Origin of the sequence: Mesorhizobium sp. WSM4976, from assembly GCF_029625685.1 — a bacterium.
In the GTDB taxonomy this organism is placed as follows: domain Bacteria; phylum Pseudomonadota; class Alphaproteobacteria; order Rhizobiales; family Rhizobiaceae; genus Mesorhizobium.
Genome location: NZ_JARTVT010000027.1, coordinates 1 through 19402, shown reverse-complemented (window position 1 = coordinate 19402; position 19402 = coordinate 1). Strand labels below are relative to the sequence as shown.

Annotated in this window: 13 protein-coding genes; 2 read left to right on the top strand and 11 right to left on the bottom strand. The window is 64.6% G+C overall.

What is annotated here, in order from left to right; all coding sequences use genetic code 11:
* The first annotated feature begins 34 nt into the window (after positions 1-34).
* Both P9272_RS27785 and P9272_RS27780 read left to right on the top strand, forming a co-directional pair.
* Positions 35-1204 (top strand): efflux RND transporter periplasmic adaptor subunit, encoded by a 1170-nt coding sequence (locus P9272_RS27785; RefSeq protein WP_278163062.1) that lies wholly within the window; start codon positions 35-37, stop codon positions 1202-1204.
* Between the two features lie 244 nt (positions 1205-1448).
* A complete protein-coding gene (locus P9272_RS27780) occupies positions 1449-4601 on the top strand; it encodes an efflux RND transporter permease subunit (RefSeq protein ID WP_278162976.1) in 3153 nt (1050 codons plus the stop codon).
* 164 nt (positions 4602-4765) lie between these two features.
* Here the strand turns inward: P9272_RS27780 and P9272_RS27775 are convergent, their stop codons facing one another.
* From P9272_RS27775 to P9272_RS27725, 11 genes are all read right to left on the bottom strand, one after another.
* Entirely contained in the window at positions 4766-6475 is a 1710-nt protein-coding gene (locus tag P9272_RS27775; RefSeq protein WP_278162975.1) for an APC family permease, read from the bottom strand.
* Between the two features lie 240 nt (positions 6476-6715).
* Complete coding sequence (locus P9272_RS27770) at positions 6716-9085, bottom strand: aminomethyltransferase family protein (protein ID WP_278162974.1); 2370 nt, start codon at positions 9083-9085, stop codon at positions 6716-6718.
* A gap of 344 nt (positions 9086-9429) precedes the next feature.
* Entirely contained in the window at positions 9430-10050 is a 621-nt protein-coding gene (locus tag P9272_RS27765) for a sarcosine oxidase subunit gamma family protein (protein ID WP_128259048.1), read from the bottom strand.
* Complete coding sequence (locus P9272_RS27760; protein WP_278162973.1) at positions 10043-13024, bottom strand: sarcosine oxidase subunit alpha; 2982 nt, start codon at positions 13022-13024, stop codon at positions 10043-10045. Before P9272_RS27760 ends, P9272_RS27765 begins: the two co-directional genes overlap by 8 nt.
* Positions 13024-13299: a sarcosine oxidase subunit delta gene (locus P9272_RS27755; protein ID WP_278162971.1), complete on the bottom strand. Its 276-nt coding sequence runs from the start codon at positions 13297-13299 to the stop codon at positions 13024-13026. Before P9272_RS27755 ends, P9272_RS27760 begins: the two co-directional genes overlap by 1 nt.
* A 15-nt stretch (positions 13300-13314) precedes the next feature.
* Positions 13315-14568, bottom strand: coding sequence for a sarcosine oxidase subunit beta family protein (locus tag P9272_RS27750; protein ID WP_128258963.1), 1254 nt, complete (start codon positions 14566-14568; stop codon positions 13315-13317).
* A 38-nt stretch (positions 14569-14606) separates the two neighbouring features.
* Positions 14607-15914: a type III glutamate--ammonia ligase gene (gene glnT, locus P9272_RS27745; protein ID WP_128258962.1), complete on the bottom strand. Its 1308-nt coding sequence runs from the start codon at positions 15912-15914 to the stop codon at positions 14607-14609.
* A 35-nt stretch (positions 15915-15949) separates the two neighbouring features.
* Positions 15950-17278, bottom strand: coding sequence for an FMN-binding glutamate synthase family protein (locus P9272_RS27740; protein WP_128258961.1), 1329 nt, complete (start codon positions 17276-17278; stop codon positions 15950-15952).
* A gap of 8 nt (positions 17279-17286) precedes the next feature.
* The gene (locus P9272_RS27735) at positions 17287-18018 is read right to left on the bottom strand and encodes a GXGXG domain-containing protein (protein WP_278162969.1); all 732 of its coding nucleotides are present in this window, start codon (positions 18016-18018) and stop codon (positions 17287-17289) included.
* Between the two features lie 4 nt (positions 18019-18022).
* Positions 18023-18919, bottom strand: coding sequence for a glutamine amidotransferase family protein (locus P9272_RS27730; RefSeq protein ID WP_278162967.1), 897 nt, complete (start codon positions 18917-18919; stop codon positions 18023-18025).
* An 86-nt stretch (positions 18920-19005) separates the two neighbouring features.
* Positions 19006-19335 (bottom strand): hypothetical protein, encoded by a 330-nt coding sequence (locus P9272_RS27725; RefSeq protein WP_278162966.1) that lies wholly within the window; start codon positions 19333-19335, stop codon positions 19006-19008.
* Positions 19336-19402: the final 67 nt, after the last annotated feature.

The following is a 19402-nucleotide window of genomic DNA, read 5'->3' as shown; positions in this document are numbered from 1 at the left end:
AGATCATCTCCAGTTCGGGAGTGCTAAGGTGTCTTTGTCCAGTTCCATCCTCCCCAGTTCCATTCTCCGACGACTGCCGGCCGCCGGCCTCCCAGCCGCCGCCGTTATAGCGGCAGCACTTGGCCTTGCTGGGTGCAGCCAGGAGAAGGCCGAGGTCGTCCAGCAAGTCGTCCGGCCCGTGAAAGTGGTCGAGATCGGCGAGGCGCAGACCACGCGTCAGCTCGATTATTCCGGTTCGGTGCGCGCCCGCACCGAGATGAATCTCGGCTTCCGCATCGCCGGCAAGGTCACCGAGCGTCTGGTCGATATCGGCCAGCATGTGAACGAGGGCGACGTGCTCGCCCGCATCGATCCTGCCGACTACGAATTGTCGGTGAAGAGTGCCGCGGCCAGCCTCGACGCGGCCGAGCGCCAGGTGGAAACCGTCGATCTCGCCAGGAAGCGCGCCGAGCAGCTCTATGCGAAGAATTTCGCGCCGAAGTCGCAGCTCGACCAGGCGCGGCTGACCTACGACCAGGCCGTGGCGACGCGCGATGCCGCTCGTTCGACGTTGGCCCAGGCGCAGAACCAGGTTCAATACGCCGATCTGAAAGCCAGCAAGAACGGCATCGTGACCGCCATTTCCGCCGATGTCGGCCAGGTGGTCGCCGCCGGCACGCCCGTCATGACCGTCGCGGTCGATGGCGAGAAGGAAGTGTCGATCGCGGTGCCGGAGATGGACATCGCCGGTTTCAGGCCCGGCAAGGAGGTCAAGGCGACCTTCTGGTCGGACGAAGGGCTCACGCTTGAAGGCAAGGTCCGCGAGGTCGCCGGCAGCGCCGATCCGCAGTCGCGCACCTTCGCCGTTCGAGTGTCGCTGCCCAACGATCCGCGCGTGCTGCTCGGCATGACCGCCAATGTTCGGGCGACCGTCGGCAGCAAGGCTGAGCTCGTCTCTATCCCGCTAACCGCCATGACCGAGAAGGACGGAAAGCAGATCGTCTGGACGGTCGATCGCGCCTCCGACACGGTGCATCCGCGCCCGATCAAGGTCGCCAACTTCACGGCCGACTGCGTCGCTGTGGCCGACGGCCTGAAACAGGGCGATGTCGTGGTCGCGGCCGGCACCCAGTTCATGACCGACAATCTGAAGGTCAAGCTTTCCAGCGACGCCCAGCAATCCGCCTCGGCGGAGGACGTCGCGAGCACCAGCAGCCTGCGCTAACCAGGCGCGACAGACGCCTTTCCCGCTCTCGCTGCGTCGAGCCGCGAGCCGGGGGAGGGCATGGGTTCCGGGCGGCGGACGCCCGATCGCGGGACGCCGGCATGTTGGCTTCCCCCGCGGCAGTGCCGCGTCCAGCGCGATTTGCGAGTCTCTCCGCTTGAGGGTCTTGCCGCCCGGAAACCCGACCGAGAATTCACGGGCAATGCCAGCTGTGCATTGCCGGCCAATTGGACTGGACTGCGCCATGACCACGACCGACAGCAGCACTGAAAAGCGGCCCTTCAACCTTTCGCGCTGGGCGATCGGACATCCGAGCATCGCGCGCTTCCTGTTCGGGTTGATCATCCTGGCCGGCGCGCTCGGCCTTATGCGCATGGGCCAGAAGGAAGACCCTGACTTCACCTTCCGCGTCATGGTGGTGCAGGCGATCTGGCCCGGCGCCTCGATCCAGGACATGGAGGACCAGGTCGTCAACAAGATCGAGCGCAAGCTGCAGGAAACCCCGCATCTCGATTTCGTACGCTCTTACACCCGCGCCGGCAGCGCCATCATCACGCTGCAGGTGAAGGGCGACACCAATGCGGAGGAGGTGAAGGACGCCTTCTACCAAGTGCGCAAGAAGGTCGGCGACATTTCCAGCGAATTGCCGCAAGGCCTGCTCGGTCCCTATTTCAACGACGAGTTCGGCGACACCTTCATCACGCTGCATTCGATCAGCGGCGACGGCTTCACCTATCCGGAGCTGAAGAAATTCGCCATCCAGGCGCGCGACATGCTGCTGACGACGCCCGGCGTCGAAAAAGCCGTCATCATCGGCGACCAGCCGGAGAAGATCTATATCGACGTCTCCTCCAAGGCGCTGGCCGAGCGCGGCCTGACCATCCTCGACCTGCAGAACGCCGTTAAAGGGCAGAACGCCGTCGATCCGGCCGGCTCGGTTGACACTGGCCTGCGGTCGGTGCGCATCTCGGTCGAGGGCGACGTCACCAAGGCCGCGGACATCCGCGAGCTGAGGCTGCGCTCCGGCAGCCAGGTGACGCGCCTCGGCGACATCGCCACCGTCTCGTCCGGCCTCGAAGACCCTTACGAGCGCAAATACCGTTTCAATGGCCATGAGAGCGTCCAGGTCGGCGTCGTCATGGCCAAGGGTTTCAACGTCAGGGACGTCGGCAAGGATGTCGAGGCAACCTACCAGCGCTTCGAGGCAGGGCTCCCCTACGGCGTTTCGGTCGACCAGATCTCCGACCAGCCGGAGGTGGTGAAGGACGCGGTAAGCGAGTTCATGGAAGCGCTCGGCGAGGCGCTGCTCATCGTGCTCGCCGTCTCGCTGCTGTCGATCGGCTGGCGCTCGGGCCTGGTGATCGCCATCGCCATCCCGCTGGTCTTGGCCGCCACTTTCGCCATCATGTACGAGATCGGGATCGACCTGCAGCGCATCTCGCTCGGCGCGCTGATCATCGCGCTCGGCCTGTTGGTCGACGACGCCATGATCGTCGTCGAGATGATGGAGCGAAAGCTCGAGGAGGGGCTGGTCAAGATCGAGGCGGCGAGCTTCGCCTATACATCGACCGCATTCCCGATGCTCACCGGCACGCTGATCACCACGGCAGGCTTCATCCCGGTCGGCTTCGCCGCCTCGACAGCCGGCGAATATGTACGCACGCTCTTCTATGTCGTCGGCATCGCGCTCGTCGTGTCGTGGTTCGTCGCGGTCTATTTCACGCCGTGGCTGGGCTACATGATCCTCAAGCAGCGAAAGCATGCCGGTACGCACCACGATGTCTTCGACACCGGCTTCTACCGCCGGCTGCGCGCGACCGTTACATGGGCGGTGCGCCACCGCATCATCGTGCTGGTGATGACGCTGGTCACCTTCGCGACCAGCCTGTGGGCCTTCCAGTTCATCCCGCAGAATTTTTTCCCGCAATCCTCGCGCCCGGAAATCCTCGTCGATCTCTGGCTGCCGGAAGGCACCTCGATCAAGGAGGTCGAGAACCAGGCCAAGGCGCTGGAAGCCAGGATGATGGACGATCCCGACAAGCGCTTCATTGCCACCTATATCGGCGAAGGCGCGCCGCGCTTCTTCCTGCCGCTCGACCAGCAGCTCAGGAATCCCAATTTCGCCCAGCTCCTGGTGATGGCCAAGGACGAGCCGGCGCGCGAGCGGCTGATCGTCAAGATGCGCGGCATCCTGGCCAGGGACTTTCCCTCGATCCGCGGCAAGGTCGACCGCCTGTTCCTCGGCCCGCCGACCGGCTGGCCGGTGCAGATGCGCATCATGGGTCCCGACCGCAGAGAGGTGCGCCGCATCGCCGATGAGGTGAAGGCGAAGTTCCAGGCCAATCCGCTGCTTGGCGCGATCCATGACGATTGGCTGGAGCCGGTGCCGGCGATGAAGCTGGTGATCGACCAGGATCGTGCCCGTGCCCTCGGCGTCACCTCGCAACGCATCCGCCAGATGTTGCAGGCAACCATGTCCGGCGCGCCGCTCGACGACTTCCGCGACGGCGAGGAGACGGTCTCGATCGTCGCCCGCGAGCCGGATGCGACCCGCCACCTGCTTTCCTCGGTAGACTCGGTCTACATCCCGACCGACTTCGGCGGCTCGGTGCCGCTGTCGCAAGTGGCCAAGGTCGTGCCCGTCATGGAGCAGGGCATCGAGTGGCGGCGCGACCGCCTGCCGACGATCAGCGTGCGCGCCACGCTGCCGGACGGCGTGCAGTCGAACGATGTCGTCACCAAGATGTACAACGACATGAAGGACCTACGCGCCGGCTTGGCGCCCGGCTACAAGATCGAGATCCAGGGCGGAGCCGAGGATTCGGCCGAGAGCCAGGCTTCGATCGCCGCCAAGGCGCCGATCATGCTTGCGATCATCGTTGTGCTGCTGATGGTTCAGCTGCAGCATTTCGGCAAGTCGATGCTGGTGCTGGCGACCGGTCCGCTGGGTATCATCGGCGCTGCGGCGGCGCTTTTGATCAGCGGCGCACCCTTCGGCTTCGTCGCCATCCTTGGCGTCATCGCGCTGCTCGGCATCATCATGCGCAACTCGATCATCCTGGTCGACCAGATCGATCAGGACATCGCGGCAGGCATGGACCGATCGGAGGCGATCGTGGGTGCTGCCGTGCGCCGCTTCCGGCCGATCATGCTGACGGCGCTCACCGCCGTGCTGGCGCTGATCCCGATCTCGCGCGCGGTGTTCTGGGGACCGTTGGCCTACGCCATGATGGGCGGCATCCTCGTCGCCACCGTGCTCACCATCCTGGTGCTGCCGGCCGGTTACGCGCTGTTCTTCGGCCGCGCGCCGAAGAAGGCCAAGACCGACGAGCAGGCGCCCGAACCGGAGAAGGCCGAAGGTATTGAAGAACCGCAGCTGGCACTGGCTGCGGAATAAGGTGGCAACCTGGAAACATCCGCCATCGTCATCGGACGGTGGCGGATGATCCACATTTACGGGCTCCACGTCTCGACGACGTCACGCGCCGGCCGGTCCTCGTTTGCTGGCGCAAAAAAAATCGGGCGCGCCGAAGCGCGCCCGATTCCGTCGGTTGTCTTGTTTCAGATGACGAATATCCAGTTGGCGATCAGCATTACCACCACGCCGGCGATCAGCGTCAGGTAGGGCAGCATGCCAGCCTTCTTGACCGAAAGGTCGGCTCCCGCCATGCCGAGGTCTGCCATCATATGGTCGGGGAACTTGCCGCCATCCTGGATGTAATGGCGGAAGCAGAACACCGGGATGATCAAGGCAGCCGTGATCAGGCCGGCCCACAGCGCCATCGGATTCCACACCTTGGCGCCGGCGCCCATGAAGATGGCGTTGACATAGGCGAAGATCGCCCCGATGCCGAGCAGCCAGGTCGGCGCCCGCCACGGCCGCGTGATGTGGCCGTTGTCGATGCGGTGGATCCAGCCGGCGTTGAGGTTGAGGAAGTTGAAGATGATGTAGCCGCAGTTCGACACGGCGAGGATGAAGAAGAAGCTCGTCGCATCCGCCGAGGCGATCGCCAGCACGATCAGGTTGAAGCAGAGGTCGGTCCACATCGCACGCGTTGGCGCGCCGTGCTCGTTGACATGGCTGAGATAGCGCGGCAGCCAGCCGTCGACCGAGCCCTGGTAGAGCGTGCGCGAGGAGCCGGCCATCGCCGTCATGATGCAAAGGACCAGCGCCAGGATCATCAGCATCACCAGCAGGCTGTGAATCAGCTTGCCGCCGCCGACCATGCCGGCCAGCGCGTCGGCGACGCCAGAGCCGTCGACGATCGGTGTCGCCAGCATGCCGTTCAGGCCCAGCACGCCCTGGAAGGTGAAAGGCACCAGGATGAAGAGCAGCATGCAGAGCAGCCCGGAGTAGAAGATCGCCTTGAAGGTGTCGCTGCCGGGGTTCTTGAACTCCGACGTGTAGCAGACGGCGGTCTCGAAGCCGTAGGTCGACCATGCCGCGATGAACATGCCGCCCAGCACCAGGGTCCAGCCGGCGATGTTCCACGACCCGGGATCAGGCGCGTAAGCCGCAGCCAGCGGTACCAGCGGCGAGAAGTTGGCGTAGTTGATCTGGCCGGTGATGATCGGCACCACGCCGACGATCAGCATCGGGATGATGACCAGCAGGCCGATATATTTCTGCACATTGGCCGTGCCGAGGATGCCGCGATGCTGGATTGCGAAGATGATCAGCATCAGCACCGCGCCGATGAAGAAGGTGGCGTTGAGCGTGAAGGAGACCGGGCCGAGCGTATGTCCCCACAGCGTCCATGTGCGGATCGCCGGCGTCGCGGCAGCGGTGACCGCGGCGACGGCGTCGGCGGGCGCCGTCCCGGCATGCGCTGCGATATAGGCGACCACCTCCGGCGAAGCCTCGGAGAAGACCGGGATCGGCGCCAGCGCGTTGAGGATATAGGCGGCGGCAATGGAACAGCCGAGCGACAGCACCGGCGACCATGCGAACCAGTTGCACCAGACCGACAGCGGCGCGATGAATTTCGAATAACGCAGCCAGGCGGTAGCGCCGTAGATCGACGCGCCGCCGGACTTGTTGGGGAACAGGCCGGCAATCTCCGCATAGGTGAAGGATTGCAGGAAGCCCATGATCATGGACACCGTCCAGATCAGGAAGGCCAGCGTTCCGGTCGTGCCGGCAATGCCGCCGATCGAGAACAGGACCAGCGCCGGAACGCCGCTCGCCACCCAGAAGGCGCCACGCCAGTCGATATGCCTGAGCAGCTTGCTTTCGGCAGGCTGCTCCAGGGCCGTGCTTATCGTGCTCATGTCTTGTGTCTTCCCCTTTTTTCTGTTCCCCGCCGGCGACGCTTCGGCTCTCGCGAAGCTTGCTCCCCGGCCACTATGGTCCAACCGTCGTGTTTCCACTCAGTCGTATTTTTTTCTTAAGAGTGAAGATTGATCCGACGCGCTTTCGCGTCAAGCGTTTTGTGGATGTCATGCACATCACGCTTCCGAAACATGCTCTTGCCTTCTCCCCCCGAGGGAAGAAGGCAAGGGTTGCCGCTCTCAGGAGCGCGGCTTGGCCTTCTGAGGATCGTAATGCGCGAAGGCGACGACACGGGCCGGCAGCCGCTTGGCATGGCCGTCGAGCTTGCCGATCTCGACCGCCGTGCCGATCTCGGCGTGGGTGACATCGAGGCGCGCCAGCGCGATGGTCTTGCCGAGCACCGGCGAGCGCATGCCGGAGGTGACGACGCCGATCTGGGCGCGGCCGACATGCACGCAGTCACCATGGCCGACGGCGACGTTGGCGTCGATGTCGAGGCCGACGAGCTTGTGCTGCGGATGCTCCTTGCGCCGGATCAGCGCGTCGCGGCCGATGAAATCGTCGGCCTTGGTCTTCAGCGGCACGGTGAAACCGATGCCGGCCTCGAACGGATCGGTCTGGTCGGAGAATTCGTAGCCGGCGAAGATCAGGCCGGCCTCGATGCGCACCATATCGAGCGCCTGCAGGCCCATCGGTTTCAGCCCATGCGGCTGGCCGGCGTTCCAGATCGCGTCGAACACTTTTTCGGCGTCGCGCGGATGGCACCAGATCTCATAGCCGAGCTCGCCCGTATAGCCGGTGCGCGAGACCACGATCGGCACGCCGTTGCCGCCGCCGATGCGGGCGACCGCGAAGCGGAACCATTCGAGCTCGCCGATCGAGGGCTGCACCGGCGAGGTCCAGACGACCTCTTTCAGGATGTCGCGGCTCTTCGGCCCCTGCACGGCGATGTTGTGCATCTGGTCGGTGGAGGAGCGCACCAGCACGTTGAGGCCGAGTTTCTTGGCCGTCTCGCGCAGCCACTCGCCGGAAAGATCGTCGCCGCCGACCCAGCGGAAATTGTCCTTGCCGAGTCTAAGCAGCGTTCCGTCATCGATCATGCCGCCATGCTCGTAGCACATCGCCGTGTAGACGACCTGGCCGACGCCGAGCTTCTTGACGTCGCGGGTCAGCGTGTATTGCAGCAGCGCCTCGGCGTCCGGTCCCGTGACCTCGAACTTGCGCAGCGGCGACAGGTCCATGATCACCGCGTCCTGCCGGCAGGCCCAGTACTCGGCAATGGCGCCTTCCTTGGCGAAGGAATTGGCCAGCCAATAGCCCCTGTATTCGACGAAGTCGCGCGTGTGCTTGGCAAAGCTCGAATGAAAGGCTGTCTCGCGGGTCATTTTCGGTTCCGAGTCGGGCTTCATGCGTCTGGCGATCGCTCGCGAGAATTTGTGCTGGCCGGAATAGGTCCGCACATGGATGTCGGTGAGGTCCCAGCCATTGGCGGGCGTGGTGTCGTCCGGGCAGGCCGAGGACACGCAGACGATGTCGGTCAGGGCGCGCAGCAAAACATAGTCGCCCGGTCGCGACCAGGGTTCGTCCGACACCATCACGCCCTGCGCGTCGATCGCCGTGTTGAAGAAGAAGTTGATCGCCATCCAGCCGGCGCGGGGCGTGATACCGTTGTCGGCAAGCGCCTTGTTGAAATTCTCCGAGCAGTTGGTGTGGCCGGGATAGCCGATGTCGTCGTAATATTTCGCGGCGCAGGCGAGCGCGAAGGCGTCGTGCCGGCCGCATGTGTCCTGCACCACCTCGACCAGCGGCTCCATGTCCTGGTCATAATATTTCGAATGCAGGCCGGGCATCGGATAGGCCGAGCCCATCAGCGTACGGGTCGTCGTCACGTCGAGTGGCAGGTCGCGGCCCTTGTCCAGCTTGCGCGCCGAAAAGCACTGGAAGTCCGTGCACTGCCGGCCGTCGACATCGATGATCTGCAGATAGTCGCCCGCCTTGACGAAATAGGATTCGGCGGTCGCCGACTTGACGCGAAGATCGAGCACCGGATCGGCAAGCGGATCGGCAAGCTGGCCTCTTGTCTTCAGCCGGATCGTGGCGCGGCGCACCAGCACGGTCAGCGGCGTCGCCGTGTTGTGGCCGTCGACCAGCATCGGCCCGCCGGGCGCTGCGATCAGCAGGGCGCCGTCGCGCTGCACGGAAAAGCTCTGCTCGGTGCCGGCCGGCGTGGCACCGCCGAACACGCGCACGGCCTTCGGCTGCTCGAGCTGAACGTTGCGGCCCTCAAGGCTCAGGCGCAGCGCCGCAAGGCTGTCGTCGCCTTCGGCGAGCAGCGCCTTGATGCCGGCGGCATTGCTGTTCGAGCGCTCGCCGAAAATGCCGGGATCGGTCGCGCCGGATTTGTCCCAGGCGAGTAATTCGCAAGGCTGGCCGCCCTCGGCATTGGCGACGCTGACGCTGTCGCCCGCCTCGATGTCGATGAGCACGGCGCCATTGCCCTGCACAGTATAGCGCTCCACGCCCGGCGGCAGGCGAATCTCGCCGGGCCTTAGGATCAGACTGGACTTGGGCGGCCCGGACAGGACGATGGGGTAGGGCGATTGGCTCATCTCAAACCCTCCTCCGAGCGAGAAACAAGTTTGCCTGTGTGTAAAATTATTTTCGCTGAGAGAATAGCAGCGGAGATGGATTTGGCAAGAAGGTGGCGGTGTTCTCGGTAGATCGTTGCGGTCGGTTTGCCGACATGCTTGTCTTTCGAACTCCGGCGCTGCCCCTCATCCGCCCTTTGGGCACCTTCTCCCCGCAAACGAGGCGAGGACACGTCGCTGTCGATTTCGCCAATCACCAACGCAGCAGATCGGAGTGCCGTCGTTGCGGCCAGCCCCTTCTCCCCGTCACTATACGGGAAAAGATGCCGGCAGGCAGATGAGGGGCGAGTTTTGCCGGTAGGCCGCTAAAGGTCCCCGGAATGGCCGATCGTCACGCCGTACTCTGCAGCCGAGTCCAGAATCGTGTGCCACAGGCTCTCGGCAAAAGTCGCAAACACCAGGAGATTGAACACTGCCTGCCCGTCACGATCCTTTCCGCGCCACAGCGTGACACTCGTGTGATCCATCGACGTCGCGGCCGCCGCGCCGACTGCAAACACACTAGGATGCAAGTCGATCGACGAGAGCTTGGCGAGCATCGCGCGCGCTTTCTCGCCGGAGATGCTGATCAGCGCGCGAGCATGCGATTGGTCGGACAGCGAAGCCGATCCGGCAAATCCAGGGGCAAGCGCCTCAATCAAATGCTTGCCGTCCTTGGACAGTACCAGGAACTGATCCGGCCCCGACCAGATCAGCGTCGCATCGGCCGTAGCGACAGCCCTGGGCGTCTCCGGCGCGGCAACGCCGAAGCGTGCCTTCGCAGCCGCCATCATCTCGCCGGCGTTACCGCGTCGCGCCATTACCTGCACGAGGTCGAAATTGCGGATCTCGGTCAGCGACACGCCGGCTTCGCCTTGCGCGCCATACGGGCCAACGATCAGCGCGCGGTCGAGCGGGCTGCGGACGTCCCAGGAAAACTCAGCCACGCTGGCGCCCTCCATCCGGATCGTAGAATACGGGATTGCAGAGCTCGACATCGTAGTCCTCGCCGCGCAGCGGATCATGCGCCAGCACGATCTCGCCGATGCGCTCGCGCCCGCGCTCGACGAGGCCGAGCCCGATCCACTGGTCGAGCACCGGCGAGAAGCAGACCGAGGTGACATAGCCCTGGTCGTTGTCGGGGCCGGGCGTCTCGCCCTTCGGGATGACATGCGCGCCGGAGCGCAGGCGGCGCGCCTTGTCGGTCGGCTTGATGCCGACGACAACCTGCCGGTTCGGCGCGGTGAGCGCCTCGCGGCCGGCCATGACGCGGCCGATGAAGTCCTTTTTGGTCGACATCATCTTGCCAAGGCCGAGATCGCCGGCCGTGGTGGTGCCGTTGAGCTCCGGCCCGGCGACGTGGCCCTTTTCGATGCGCATCACGCCGAGCGCCTCGGTGCCGTAGGGCGTCACGCCGAACGGTTTTCCTGCGATCATCAGGTTGCGCGCCATTGCCTCGCCGTAGCGCGCCGGCACCGAAATCTCGAAGGCCATCTCGCCGGAGAAGGAGATGCGGAACAGCCTTGCCTTCAGGTCGCCACGCAATTTGACCTCGCGCGCGCCCATGAACGGGAAGCCTTCGTTCGACAGGTCCTCGGCCGGATCGACGATCTCCTTCAAGAGATCGCGGGTCTTCGGTCCGGCGATCGAGAACTGCGCCCACTGATCCGAAACGGAAGTCAGCTGGACGTCGAGCTCAGGGAACAGCACTTGGCGGCAGAATTCCAGATGCTGCATCACCAGTCCGGCCTTGGCCGTCGTGGTGGTGAGGAAATAATGGTCCTCGGCGAGGCGGGAGGTCGTGCCGTCGTCATAGACGATGCCGTCCTCGCGCAGCATCAGCCCGTAGCGGGCCTTGCCGACGGCGAGGCTGGAGAAGGCGTTGATGTAGACGCGGTCGAGGAAGGCGCCGGCATCGGCGCCATGCACGTCGATCTTGCCGAGCGTCGAGACATCGCAGAAGCCGACGCCGTTGCGGACGGCCTTGACCTCGCGGGTTACCGATTCCAGCCAGTCTTTCTCGCCGGCGCGCGGATACCACTGCGCGCGTTTCCAAAGGCCGGTGTCGACAAAGACGGCGCCCTGTTCGGCCGCCCAGTGATGCGAGGGCGTCAGCCGCGTCGCATGGAAATTCTCGTCGCGGTGATGGCCGGCGAAGGCGCCGATGGCGACCGGCACATAGGGCGGCCGGTAGATCGTCGTGCCCGTCTCCGGGATCGACTTGCCGCTGACCGCAGCCATTATGGCGAGGCCGGCGACATTCGAGGTCTTGCCCTGATCGGTCGCCATGCCGAGCGTCGTATAGCGCTTCAGGTGTTCGACCGATTGAAAACCCTCGCGCTGCGCCAGCTCGACATCGGAAGCGGTGACGTCATGCTGCTGGTCGACGAAGGCCTTGCCCTCGCCGGCGATATGCCAGAGCGGGGAGATCGAAAAGGCCCCGTCGTCGGCGACTGGCATCGATCCGATATTGCCGCTACGTCCGGCATCGCGTGCGGCGGCGGCGCCGGCTTCAAACCCTTCGCGCAGGCAGGCACCGAGCCCAAACGCGCCGTTGGCAGCGCCCGCCGCGACCATGCCGGGCGGTGCGCCGTCCGGAACGAAGGCGGCGATGTCGTCGCGCCATTTCGGCCGCCCGCGATGGTAGGAGGTGAGGCCGACCGCCGGGTTCCAGCCGCCCGAGACGGCAAGCCCGTCGGCCTCGACCTCGGCGCGGGCGCCGCCGGTCAGCGACACGGAAATCTTGCGCACGCCGGTTTTGCCGCCGTCGACAGCGGAGACCGAGCCGTGCAGCACAGGGAAACCGCCCTTGCTGGCCAGCGAGCGATGCGCCGGCGAAACGTCTTGCCGCGCATCGATGACCGCCGCCACCTGCAGCCCTGCCGCGATCGCCGTTTCGGCCGTGCGCCAGCCATCCTCGTTGTTGGTGAAGAGCGCGAAGCGTCTCGCCGGTGTGGCGGCGTAGCGGCTGATGTAGCTGCGCATGGCGGATGCCATCATCACGCCGGGCGTGTCGTTGCCTGTAAAGACGATGGGACGTTCGATCGCGCCGGCCGCGACCACGCAGCGCTTAGCCACGACGCGCCACAGACGCTGCCGCACCTGATGCTCCGGGGGCACCGGCAGATGGTCGTTGACGCGCTCGATCGCGCCATAGGTGCCGCCGTCATAGACGCCGAACAAAGTCGTGCGCGTCATGAGGCGCACATCCGGCATCGCAGTCAGTTCGGCAACCGCGCGCGCGATCCATTCGGCGGCGGGCAATCCGTCGATCGTGCCGCCATCGGCGAGCAGCCGCCCGCCAAGGACGAAATCCTCTTCGCACAGGATGACGCGCGCACCGCTGCGTCCCGCCGCAAGGGCCGCGGCCAGACCGGCCGGCCCGGAACCCGCGATCACCACGTCGCAATGCGCCCAGGCCTTGTCGTAGTGGTCGGGGTCGGAAACGCCAGAGGCGCGACCGAGGCCGGCGGCGCGGCGAATCGCCGGCTCGTAGATCGCCTCCCAGAACTTCGCCGGCCACATGAAGGTTTTGTAGTAGAAGCCGGCGACGAAGATCGGCGCGAACAACTGGTTGACCGACATCACGTCGAAATTGAGCGACGGCCAGCGATTCTGGCTGGCGGCTTCGAGGCCTTCATAGAGCTCGGCGGTCGTCGCCTTTGTGTTCGCCTCGCGCCTCGCGCCGCTGCGCAATTCGACCAGCGCGTTGGGCTCTTCCGAGCCTGCTGTCAGGATGCCGCGCGGGCGGTGATATTTGAACGAGCGGCCGACGAGCTTGACGCCGTTCGCGACCAGCGCGGAAGCCAGCGTGTCGCCCTTGAAGCCCAAAAACGCCTTGCCGTCGAAACGGAAGCTGAGCGCGGTCGAGCGGTCGATGAGGCCGCCGGATGTGAGACGGTTTGCCTGATCGCCGGCCATCACGCACCAACCTTGGCTGCGCCTGCGCCTGCAGCCGCCTCAACCGCCGAAATCTCATGCGTCAGCGTGTTGCGCGTGACCTTCAGCCAGGCCCGGCAGCCGCCGCCGTGATACCAGTGCTCGCTCATCACGCCGGCGATGTTGTCGCGCAGATAGACGTAGTCGTAGACTGCGTCCTCGCCGGCATCGGCCGCGGGGCGCTGCGGCTTGGCGTCGCCAAGATAGGTGAACTCGCCGAGTTCGCGTTCGCCGCATAAGGGACAGGTAATACGCATGATCTTCTGGCGGCCTCAGTGCAGGTTCGGTTGGGCGCCCTGGCCCTTCTCGTCGATCATGGCGCCGCGCTGGAAGCGGTCGAGGCGGAAGCGGGCAGCCTCCTTGTGCGATTGATCGCGTGCTAGAAGATGAGCGAAGACGAATCCCGAGCCCGGCGTCGCCTTGAAGCCGCCATAGCACCAGCCGGCATTGATGTAGAGGCCGTCGACCGGGCTCTTGTCGATGATCGGCGTGCCGTCCATCGACATGTCCATGATGCCGCCCCATTGCCGTAAGAGCCGCACGCGGCCGATCATCGGGATCAGCGCCATGCCGCCTTCGCAGACATCCTCGACCACCGGCAGGTTGCCGCGCTGGGCGTAGGAATTATAGCCGTCTATGTCGCCGCCGAAGACCAGGCCGCCCTTGTCCGACTGGCTGACATAGAAATGTCCGGCGCCGAAGGTCATGACATTGGGCAAGAGCGGCTTGATCGCTTCGGAGACGAAGGCCTGCAGCACATGGCTTTCGATCGGCAGGCGCAGGCCCGCCATCGCCGCGACGCGTGAGGAGGAGCCCGCCACCGCCATGCCGACCTTGCCGGCGCCGATATTGCCGCGCGAGGTCTCGACGCCGGTCACCTTGCCGTTGGCGTCGCGCGTGAAGCCGGTGACCTCGCAATTCTGGATGATGTCGACGCCGAGCGCGCTCGCCGCATGCGCGTAGCCCCAGACCACGGCGTCGTGGCGGGCCGTGCCGCCGCGGCGCTGCAGCAGCCCACCCTGGATTGGAAAGCGCGCATTCTCGAAATTCAGGAACGGCAGCATCTTGCGCAGCGCCGCCTGATCGAGCAGCTCGGCATCGATGCCATTGATGCGCATCGTGTTGCCGCGCCGGGCGAAGGCATCGCGCTGCGCGTCGGAATGGTAGAGGTTGAGCACACCGCGCTGGCTGACCATTGCGTTGTAGTTGAGGTCCTGCTCCATCCGCTCCCACAGCTTCATCGACAATTCGTAGAAGCCGGTATTGCCGGGCAGGCCGTAATTGGAGCGGATGATGGTGGTGTTGCGGCCGGCGTTGCCGGAGCCGATCCAGCCTTTTTCGAGCACCGCGACGTTGCGGATGCCGAACTCGCTGGCGAGGAACCAGGCTGTGGCGAGCCCGTGTCCTCCGCCGCCGATGATCACCACGTCATAGCGATCCTTTGGCGCCGCATCGCGCCAAGTAGGCTTCCAGTTCTTGTGGCCGGAGAGGGCGGCGCGGGCGAGCGAGAAGATCGAATATTTCATTGCGTCATTCCGAGGCCGCTCACCCGCAACGCTGGATTCTAGATATCCAGCGTGTGGTCGCGCTCCCACTGCGTGAAGTGCGAAGCATAGGAATTCCATTCCTGCTGCTTCAGCTTTAGATATGCCGACGAAAATTCCTCACCCAGCGCCGCCTTGAGCGATTTGTCGTTGTCGAACTCGCGCAACGCGTCAAGCAGGTTGAGCGGCAGTTTCGGCGCATCCGTGACGGTATGGCCGAACTGGTACATGTCGATGTCGTAGCGCTTGCCGGGGTCGGCTTTCGAGCGGATGCCGTCGAGGCCGGCGGCGATGATCACAGCCTGCAGAAGATAAGGGTTGGCGGCGCCGTCCGGCAGACGCAGCTCGAAGCGTCCAGGGCCCGGCACGCGCACCATGTGGGTGCGGTTATTGCCGGTCCAGGTCACCGTGTTCGGCGCCCAGGTCGCGCCCGAAATCGTGCGGGGCGCGTTGATGCGCTTGTAGGAATTGACCGTCGGATTGGTGATAGCCGCAAGCGCCGAGGCATGCTTCATGATGCCGCCGAGGAAGTTCCTGCCCTTGGCGGAGAGGCCGAGTTCTTCGGAATTGTCGGCGAAGACATTGGTCTTGCCGGTCTCGTCCCACACCGAGATATGCGCGTGGCAGCCATTGCCTGTCAGGCCCTGGAAGGGCTTGGGCATGAACGTCGCGCGCAGGCCGTGCTTCTCGGCAATCGACTTGACCATGAACTTGAAGAAGGAGTGCTTGTCGGCGGTCGCCAGCGCGTGATCGAAGGTCCAGTTCATCTCGAACTGCCCGTTGGCGTCCTCGTGGTCGTTCTGGTACGGGCCCCAGCCCAGCGCCAGCATGTGGTCGCAAATCTCGGCGATGACGTCGTAGCGGCGCATCACCGCCTGCTGGTCGTAGCAGGGCTTCGAGGCTGTATCGTATTCGTCGGAGATCGCCTTGCCATCGGGCGAGATCAGGAAGAACTCGGCCTCGACGCCGGTCTTGACATGCATGCCGTCGCGGGCGGCTTCGTCGATCACCCGCTTCAGCGTGTTGCGCGGCGCCTGGTCGACGAGCTTGTCATCCATCACGCAGGTGGCCGCCACCCAGGCGACGTCTTTCTTCCATGGCAATTGGATGACCGAATCCGGATCCGGCACCGCCAGCATGTCGGGATGCGCCGGCGTCAGATCGAGCCATGTGGCGAAGCCGGCAAATCCTGCGCCGTCCTTCTGCATGTCGGTAATCGCCTGCGCCGGCACCAGCTTGGCACGCTGCCCGCTGAACAGGTCGGTGTAGGAGATCATGAAATATTTGACGCCGTTCTCCTTGGCGAATGCGGCGAGATCGTTCCCCATTATAGTTCCTCGCTTATGTGATCTTGGAAGTTGTCCTAGAAGCCGTTCTTCCCCGGTATCCAGTTGGTGCCGGCCAAAGGCACGCCGGCCATGGCGGCGGCTTCGATGGTGAGCGCGACGAGATCCTCGGGCTCCAGATTGTGCAGGCTGTTCTTGCCGCAGGCGCGGGCAATCGTCTGCGCCTCCAGCGTCATCACCTTGAGGTAATTCGCCAGGCGTCGTCCGGCAGCGATCGGGTCGACCCGCTTCATCAATTCGGGGTCCTGCGTGGTGATGCCGGCCGGGTCGCGGCCCTCATGCCAGTCGTCATAGGCGCCGGCCGTGGTGCCCAGCGCATTGTACTCCGCCTCCCAGCGCGGATCGTTGTCGCCGAGCGCGACGAGCGCCGCCGTGCCGATCGACACCGCATCGACACCAAGTGCTAGCGCCTTGGCGACGTCGGCGCCATTGCGGATGCCTCCGGAGACAATGAGCTGCACCTTGCGGTGCATGCCGAGGTCCTGCAGCGCCTGCACCGCCGGCCTGATGCAGGCAAGCGTCGGCTGGCCGACATTCTCGATGAACACTTCCTGGGTCGCCGCCGTGCCGCCCTGCATGCCGTCGACCACGACGACGTCGGCGCCAGCCTTCACGGCGAGCGCGGTGTCATAGTAGGGACGGGCGCCGCCTACCTTGACGTAGATCGGCTTTTCCCAGTCGGTGATCTCGCGCAGCTCGAGGATCTTGATCTCGAGATCGTCCGGCCCGGTCCAGTCGGGATGGCGCGAGGCTGAGCGCTGGTCGATGCCCTTGGGCAGCGTACGCATTTCGGCCACGCGGTCGGAGATCTTCTGGCCGAGCAGCATGCCGCCGCCGCCAGGCTTGGCGCCCTGACCGACGACCACTTCAATTGCATCGGCACGGCGCAGGTCGCGCGGGTTCATGCCGTAGCGCGAGGGGAGGTATTGATAGACCAGCGTCTTGGAGTGGCCGCGCTCCTCCTCGGTCATGCCGCCGTCGCCTGTGGTGGTCGATGTTCCGGCGATCGTCGCGCCGCGGCCAAGGGCTTCCTTCGCGGGACCGGAAAGCGATCCAAAACTCATGCCGGCGATGGTGATCGGGATCTTGAGCTCGATCGGCTTCTTGGCATGGCGCGAGCCGAGCACCACCGAGGTGTCGCAGCGCTCGCGGTAGCCTTCGAGCGGATAGCGCGAGATCGAGGCGCCGAGGAACAATAGATCGTCGAAATGCGGCAGCTTGCGCTTGGCGCCGGCGCCGCGGATGTCATAGATGCCGGTCGCCGCGGCGCGGCGGATTTCGGAGAGCGTGTAGTCGTCGAAGGTCGCGGATTTGCGCGGCGTCGTGGGAGGATTGTGATAGGCCATTTCTGTCCTCAATACGCGTCGGCGTTGTCGATGTTGAAATTGTAGAGTTTGCGGGCCGAGCCGTAGCGCTTGAACTCCGATGCCTTGACGCCGGTCACGCCGGCCTTGTCGAGCAGGCCCTGCAGCAATTCGATATGCTCGGGCCGCATCTCCTTGGCGATGCAGTCGGCGCCGAGGCTTTCGACCTTGCCGCGCACGAAGAGCCGCGCCTCGTAGATGGAATCACCCAGCGCGTCGCCGGCGTCGCCCAGCACCACGAGGTTGCCGGATTGCGCCATGAAGGCCGACATGTGGCCGATATTGCCGTGCACGACGATGTCGATGCCCTTCATAGAGATGCCGCAGCGCGACGAGGCATTGCCCTCGATGACCAGCAGACCGCCGCGGCCGGTGGCGCCCGCATACTGGCTGGCGTCGCCCTTGATGACGATCAAGCCCGACATCATGTTCTCGCCCACGCCGGGACCCGCCGAGCCATGCACGGTGATCGCGGCGCCGTCATTCATGCCAGCGCAGTAATAACCGACGCTGCCGCGCACATCGATGGAGATCGGTTGATCCACACCGACGGCGACCGAATGGCTGCCCTTCGGGTTGAGCACCTCCCATGCGGTCTCATTCGAACCGGGCGTGAGCTTATGCAGCGCCTCGTTCAATTCGCGCAGCGAATGTTGCGAGAGGTCGAAGACCCTCGCATCGCCTTGCTCGCGCTCGGCCTTCGACATTGGGGTTGCCGGCATCAGCTCAATGCTCCCAGAAGTAAACGGTTGCGGGCTCGGGCTCCCAGACCCGCGCATTGTCTATACCGGGAAGCTTGGTCAGCGCGCGATATTCGGAGCCGAAAGCGACATACTGGTCGGTCTCGGCCATCACGGCCGGCTTGCAGGCGATCGGGTCGCGCACCACGCCGAACCCGTTCTTGGTGCCGACAACGAAGGTGAAGAAGCCATCGAGGTCGGAGAGGGTGCCTTCCAGCGCCTCGCCCAGATTCTTGCCATGAGCCATCCGGTTGGAGAGATAGGCCGCTGCCACTTCGGTGTCGTTCTCGGTCTCGAACTTCATGCCGTCGCGGATCAGTTCGCGGCGGACATTGTTGTGGTTGGAGAGCGAGCCGTTGTGCACCAGGCACTGGTCGGCGCCAGTCGAGAACGGATGCGCACCCATCGTGGTGACCGCCGATTCCGTCGCCATGCGGGTATGGCCGATCCCATGCGTGCCGGTCATCGCGCGCAGGCCGAAGCGTTCGACGACAGCTTCGGGCAGGCCAACTTCCTTGTAGATCTCCACTGCCTCGCCGGCACCCATGATGCGGATGTCGGGCCGGAGCGTCTGCAATACCTCGCGCGCGGCGTCGACCTTGTCCGGCGTGGTCCTGATCACCGCATGCGTGGACTTGACCGCGACGCTGACCGGCGCGCCGATCGCCTTGGCAAGCTCGGCGTCGAGGCCGCGGAAATCGCGATCGGGCTTCGGCGACTGCACGGTGATCTTGGCTTCATTGCCGGTGGCCGCGCCATAGATGGCGATGCCGGCGCTGTCCGGTCCGCGGTCGCTCAGCGACACCAGCATCTCCGACAGCATGGCGCCGAGCTTCGGCTCCAGCGCCTTGTCCTTCAAGAAAAGTCCGACGATTCCGCACATGCCAGCCTCCGGCGTTTTTTGGCTCTCAGATGATGTACTCAATGAGCGAGCCGAATTCAATTGGTATGAAAGAAATTTTCCTGTGGTTATATGTCGGACAGCGTATCATCCTCGGCACTATCGTCGTGGGGGCGCGACTTGTGAACCCAGATCGCATGGCGGATACGCGCGATTTTGTAGGCGTCGAGGATCGAGAACGCATAGATCAGGAAAGCGCCGGCATGGCGACCGATGAAGCTGGCGTCGGCCGGCGCCAGCTTGGTCGTTATCCAGCCAAGGATCACCATGAAGAACAGGAACTGCAGGCCGCGTACCGGCACGCCGAGCGTGACATGGCCGCTTGCCGGCAAAACGACCGCCGCGCCGAGCACGAGATAGGGATTGACGGGGGCAGGGGTGGCGGTTCCGTCGCTCATCAGGCAACCTCACGATTGCGTTGAATCAGTTTAAGAGCTGATTGGGCGTTGGTCCCGCGCCACCGTG

What these genes read in the sequence shown, in the direction of transcription:
- P9272_RS27780 (WP_278162976.1), top strand. Translation starts at nt 1,449, where the DNA reads ATGACCACGACCGACAGCAGCACTGAAAAGCGGCCCTTCAACCTTTCG.
- P9272_RS27775 (WP_278162975.1), bottom strand. Translation starts at nt 6,475, where the DNA reads ATGAGCACGATAAGCACGGCCCTGGAGCAGCCTGCCGAAAGCAAGCTG.
- P9272_RS27770 (WP_278162974.1), bottom strand. Translation starts at nt 9,085, where the DNA reads ATGAGCCAATCGCCCTACCCCATCGTCCTGTCCGGGCCGCCCAAGTCC.
- P9272_RS27760 (WP_278162973.1), bottom strand. Translation starts at nt 13,024, where the DNA reads ATGGCCGGCGATCAGGCAAACCGTCTCACATCCGGCGGCCTCATCGAC.
- P9272_RS27755 (WP_278162971.1), bottom strand. Translation starts at nt 13,299, where the DNA reads ATGCGTATTACCTGTCCCTTATGCGGCGAACGCGAACTCGGCGAGTTC.
- P9272_RS27750 (WP_128258963.1), bottom strand. Translation starts at nt 14,568, where the DNA reads ATGAAATATTCGATCTTCTCGCTCGCCCGCGCCGCCCTCTCCGGCCAC.
- glnT (WP_128258962.1), bottom strand. Translation starts at nt 15,914, where the DNA reads ATGGGGAACGATCTCGCCGCATTCGCCAAGGAGAACGGCGTCAAATAT.
- P9272_RS27740 (WP_128258961.1), bottom strand. Translation starts at nt 17,278, where the DNA reads ATGGCCTATCACAATCCTCCCACGACGCCGCGCAAATCCGCGACCTTC.
- P9272_RS27735 (WP_278162969.1), bottom strand. Translation starts at nt 18,018, where the DNA reads ATGCCGGCAACCCCAATGTCGAAGGCCGAGCGCGAGCAAGGCGATGCG.
- P9272_RS27730 (WP_278162967.1), bottom strand. Translation starts at nt 18,919, where the DNA reads ATGTGCGGAATCGTCGGACTTTTCTTGAAGGACAAGGCGCTGGAGCCG.
- P9272_RS27725 (WP_278162966.1), bottom strand. Translation starts at nt 19,335, where the DNA reads ATGAGCGACGGAACCGCCACCCCTGCCCCCGTCAATCCCTATCTCGTG.